Source organism: Flavobacteriales bacterium (assembly GCA_013001705.1).
GTDB lineage: Bacteria > Bacteroidota > Bacteroidia > Flavobacteriales_D > JABDKJ01 > JABDLZ01.
In genome coordinates this window covers 1-3,668 of sequence record JABDLZ010000040.1, presented here as the reverse complement: position 1 = coordinate 3,668, position 3,668 = coordinate 1, and the positions used below count along the sequence as shown (strand labels likewise).

At 51.5% G+C, this 3,668-nt stretch carries 4 protein-coding genes; all 4 read right to left on the bottom strand.

The annotated features are described in order from the left end of the window. The coding region (locus tag HKN79_01330) for a NupC/NupG family nucleoside CNT transporter (protein ID NNC82191.1) at positions 1-1,223 on the bottom strand (1,223 nt) is incomplete at its 3' end. Positions 1,224-1,289: 66 nt separating this feature from the next. Continuing rightward, positions 1,290-1,892, bottom strand: coding sequence for a hypothetical protein (locus HKN79_01325; protein NNC82190.1), 603 nt, complete (start codon positions 1,890-1,892; stop codon positions 1,290-1,292). Between the two features lie 91 nt (positions 1,893-1,983). Then, on the bottom strand, positions 1,984-2,928 hold the full coding sequence (locus HKN79_01320; protein NNC82189.1) for an electron transfer flavoprotein subunit alpha/FixB family protein: 945 nt from the start codon (positions 2,926-2,928) through the stop codon (positions 1,984-1,986). 26 nt (positions 2,929-2,954) lie between these two features. Then, on the bottom strand, positions 2,955-3,668 hold a 714-nt coding region (locus HKN79_01315), incomplete at its 5' end, for an electron transfer flavoprotein subunit beta/FixA family protein (GenBank protein ID NNC82188.1).

Sequence of the window (3,668 nt, the reverse complement as noted above, 5' to 3'; positions counted from 1 at the left end):
AGCGCATAGGTAGCGATGATCCAGGACTTCTTGTAGGTCAACTCCGCACTCGGCAGATTGGCATAGGCCACGAACTCGTTGATGATGGTCTTTGTACCAAGCAGTTCACCTACCGATAGGATATCTGCAGAAGGCACGCCCAGTATCCAAGCGAAGGGAGCGAAGAAGAGCCCGAAGAGGTATTCCAGACTGAATTTCTCATAGGAACCATCGGTCCATTCAGCCACCAGGTCATTGAGTCCGGTCCAAGCGCCTATCCAATCTCCGAGAATATAGTTCAGCATAGCGATCATCGCAATGAATACCAAGAGCATGGCCCCTACATTGATGGCCAGCTTCAATCCATCTACTGTGCCATTGGTGATCGCATCCAGCACATTGCTCCCGATCTTCTCCTTGGAGATATCCAGATTCCGATTGAGTTTTTCGGGAGTGTCTTCGGGATAGAGGATCTTGGCAAAGACGATGGCCGCAGGTGCTGAGATGATCGATGCGGTCAACAAGTGAATGGCATATTCATTCCCCAAGAATCCGATGAACGCAGCAAATACGCCTCCAGCGATAGTGGCCATACCTCCTGTCATCAAGCACATGATCTCTGAGCGTGTCATACCTTCCAGATACGGTCTCACGACCAGCGGAGCCTCGGTCTGACCGATGAAAACATTGGCCGCTGCAGCCAGGCTCTCAGCACCTGACATGTGCATCAGTTTGCTCATGACCCATGCTAGCGCATAGACTATCTTCTGTAGGATACCCAAGTAATAGAGTAGGGAAGAGAAGGCCGCAAAGAAGACGATGGTCGGGAGAACCTTGAACGCGAAGATGTAGCCGATGGCAAATGGTCTGTTCTCATCGGCCGCATTCTCCACGATGAGATAATCGGGCCAAGCTCCTAGCACAAAACTCGCTCCGGCCTCCGTGAACTCGAGAATACGGATGAAGAAGTCAGCGATGGCATCGAAGATGTCATAGATGAAAGGAACCTTGAGAATGGCCAGGCCCAATATCAGCTGCAGGGCGATTCCCTTGAGTACCAATCCCCAATCCACAGCCTTTCTATTAGCGCTCAACAGAAATCCCACACCCACCAGGACTACCATGCCCAATACACCTCGGAAGATATCGGTCATCCAGCCGCTCTCTAGCTCAAGCAGTCCATCTTGGGCAGAAAGCAGTGTAGAGAATAGAAGAAGGGGAAGAAGAAGGAGGAAGCGTTTCATCAGCCGACCGGGATCAAGAGCCAAGTATAAAGATTCTGAGCAAGAAGCTCGCTAGAAGCAAGAGGCTCAGTTGTTCTGACTGCGGCTATTGATCTCATCCCTGATCTTGGACGCCCGTTCGTAATCCTCGTTGGTCAAGGCTTCTTCTAACTCTTTATTGAGCTGATCGAGGGATTTCTGTGTGTCGCTCTGCATACTCTCCTGTACCACATCCAATTCAAAGGTCTCATCCATCTCGGATTCACTCGCCAATTCATCGTCTAGAATAATGCCGGCCGAACTCAGGATGAACTCGTAGGTATATATAGGACACTGGAATCTGACCGCCAGGGCCACCGCATCAGAAGTACGGGCATCTATCTCCCGTTCTACTCCATTGGCATCCTCGCAGATGAGCTGGGAAAAGAAGACCCCTTCCATCAGGTTGTAGATGATGATCTCCTTCAAGCGTATGTCGAAGGAGTCAGAAAAGCTTTTGAATAAGTCATGGGTCAAGGGACGGCTCGGGGTCATCTTCTCTATCTCGATGGCGATGGCTTGTGCCTCGAATCCACCGATGATGATAGGTAGCCTACGCTTGCCATCGATCTCCTTGAGAATAAGGGCATAGGCGCCAGTCTGTGTCTGACTGTACGACAAGCCGATGATTTCAAGTCCTATCTTTTCCATGCAATGTGAACGGGGTCGAGCACCTTTAGGAATCAGCGTATGCAATCCCTAGAAAAAGGTCACACGAATGTAAATATTTTCACTGTGAGATTCAGCCTTGGAAGGCCTTGACAGCCTCGGTCAGCTTGGGTACCACTTCAAAAGCATCACCTACCACTCCATAATCTGCGGCCTTGAAGAAAGGCGCTTCCTCATCGGTATTGATCACTACGATGGTCTTCGAGCCATTCACTCCGGCCAGATGCTGGATAGCACCGGATATCCCTATGGCGATATAGAGATTGGGTCGTATGGCCACACCGGTCTGTCCTACGTGCTCGTGATGCGGTCTCCACCCGATGTCAGCAACCGGACGTGAACACGCGGTAGCCGCACCCAGAGCCTCGGCCAGTTCTTCGACCATACCCCAGTTCTCAGGACCCTTGAGTCCCCTGCCTGCAGAGACCACTTTCTCCGCATCGGGAAGAGAGATCGTTCCTGAGCGTTTTTTGGTCTCCTTCACAGTGACTCTTTTAGAACCGAGGTCGGGATTGAAATCCTCGACTTCAGCCGTACCACCTGTTTCCTGAGGAGGTACTGAATTCGGCATGAGGGAGATTACTTTCCTATCGCTCTGTATAGCGACTGTAGCAAAGGCTTTTCCTGAGAACACTGCTCGTTTGACTTGGAATCCTCCATCGGTTTCGGGTAAGGCATTGGCTCCAGCGACCATACCGGCCTGCAAGCGCGCGCTGACCCTGGGGGCCACCGCCTTTCCGGTGAGATCATGACTGAATACGATGACCTGGGCACCACTTTGGTCGGCAGCTGCACAGACCAATTTGCTCATTTGGGAGTCATCGAGGTTCTCTTCAGCTGAACGGAGTACCTTGGATACACCATAGTTCCCAAGCTTTCCTCCATCGCCCGATCCACAAGTCACCGCAATGCATGCTGTTCCCATTTTATCGGCCACCTGCTTACCATAGGAGCAGGCCTCTAAGACTCCTTTGCTGAAGTCTCCGTCATTCTGATGTGCAAATACAAGTACTGACATTGGTTCTTTTTCTTCTAGAGATTCGTTCAAAGTGCTTTGGCCTCCTCGTGAAGTAGCCTCACGAGTTCTTGCATATTATCGGGGTCTATGAGTTTCACTCCGGCTTTGGCGGGAGGGAGCTCATACTTGACTGTCTCGGTCCACGTGCCGGCCTCGGTGGCCGCGACCACTTCAAGAGGTTTGGTACGGGCTGCCATGATGCCACGCATGTTCGGGATACGTTGCTCGGCCATGCCCTTGGCTGCACTGAGCACAAATGGAGTGTTGACCTCGACCACTTCTGTACCTCCTTGTATGTCCCGTTCCAATGTGGCCTGTTCCCCATTCATTTCGAGCTTGGTGGCCAGAGAAATGTAGGGGATGTCGAGCAGTTCTGCGACCATTCCACCTACTTGAGAACCATTATAATCGATGGTCTCCTTTCCGCAGAGAATGATATCGTAGCCCTTATCCTTCGCATAGTCAGCAATCTGCTGAGCCGTGTAAGCCGGGTCTTTAGCCTCTGTATCGATACGCACAGCATCATTCGCACCGATGGCCAAGGCCTTGCGGATGATAGCATCGTTGCTTGCATCACCCACCGTGATGGTTGTAACGCTACCTCCATGCGCTTCTTTCAGTTCCAATGCCCTTACCAAGGCATACCACTCATCATAGGGGGTGATGATGAACTGCACGTCCTTTTCATCAAAGGCGGTATCGTTGTCGGTGAAGGCTATCCGTGATGTGGTATCGGGGAC